This is a genomic window from Bacteroidota bacterium (assembly GCA_030706565.1).
GTDB lineage: Bacteria > Bacteroidota > Bacteroidia > Bacteroidales > JAUZOH01 > JAUZOH01.
Map to the genome: position 1 here is coordinate 1 of JAUZOH010000593.1, position 1,369 is coordinate 1,369.

Sequence of the window (1,369 nt, forward strand, 5' to 3'; positions counted from 1 at the left end):
AAAGCTTCTGAAATCATTAGATACTCAGCCCCATCTCCACTAAGTGAAGGCGGAATAAAAAAGGTAATTTTTATACAAAAATAAAAGGAAGAGATAAAGAAAAAGGAAAGGCAAAAAATCCTTTCAAAATTTTTTTTGTTATGTGAAGAATATGAAGGTAGAATATTGATCATAAACTTAACTTAAAAGAGAAAATTGTAATTACAAAATCAGCAATCACGGTATCAACATGAGTTATTGCCATTTTGGGATTTATGGGGGAAAAAAATCAATAATCATTTTAATTCATAACAAACATATCTTTTACATATTCCGCTTTACCCTCAAATCATCAAAATAAACCGGACTGTCACCATCATCCCATAAATACACGGCCAACAGACTATCTTTGGGTTGAACAGGAAGAATAAAAGCCAACCTTAACAATTCCCACTTATTTACCTTTTTCACCACATCATAATCGCGGATATAAAATTCATCCTTGTTTTTGGCAGATGCAACCACACTGCCATTTCCTTTTTCTGATGACCGCCAGACGGTTATATCGAATTTTTCTCCCTTTACAGATTTGGGAAACCAGCAAGTCATGCCAAAAGCCCTGTTCCTGGTCAATTCAATCGAGGCCCTACCTGAATGATGTTTCTCATGCGACTGGCATATTCCCCCCTGAAAACAAAATGTTTTTTTTCTATCCATAAAACTCTTTTTATCCGATGTCAGAGTTTCAGCATCACAGCAAACTTCTTGTTTTGTCTGAAATTCAGGCCGTTTTAATGCAAATCTCTTATTTTTCGGCCTGTCCAACCTGAAAATCCGTATAGTCTTGTATTCCCCTGCCTTATCGTTCATGTAACTCTGCAAATATTCCTTACTGGTGATATTGGTGCCGACAAGTATCAGATACTTAGCACCTAATTTAACAGATGCAGCAATTCCGGCACTATCCGAATTATACCCGTAACATCCGGTCCATCCGGGTTGATTCATTAAATATAAGGTAAAATGGCTATTATCAGGCAAACAAACAACCTTATCCTCAGGTTTAATGCCAATTGAACGCAGATAAGGAGTAACCGTATAAACATCCTTATATTCGGGATATTCGTTCATCCAGCCCTCATATCGGGTATGCATTTCATGAGAAGCATACCAAACATTATAAATCAGAAAAAGGGAGAATACAAGTTTGGCCCATTTCGACCGGAATACCTTTGGATATCTATTCTCCAGACTATTGGCGAAAGTAAAAAGGACAAAGATCAAGAAAATATACAGATCAATGGTATAGTAATCATGATCTTTGAAGGTTTGAAACCATAATATAATATAGGAAACAAAGCCAATGAACAAAAATGACAAAATGTACCCT

The 1,369-nt window shown here is 36.0% G+C and carries 1 protein-coding gene; it reads right to left on the reverse strand.

The window, feature by feature from the left end:
* Positions 1–303: 303 nt before the first annotated feature.
* Positions 304–1,369, reverse strand: a 1,066-nt coding sequence (locus tag Q8907_17050) for a hypothetical protein (GenBank protein ID MDP4275978.1), incomplete at its 5' end; no start/stop codon positions are given.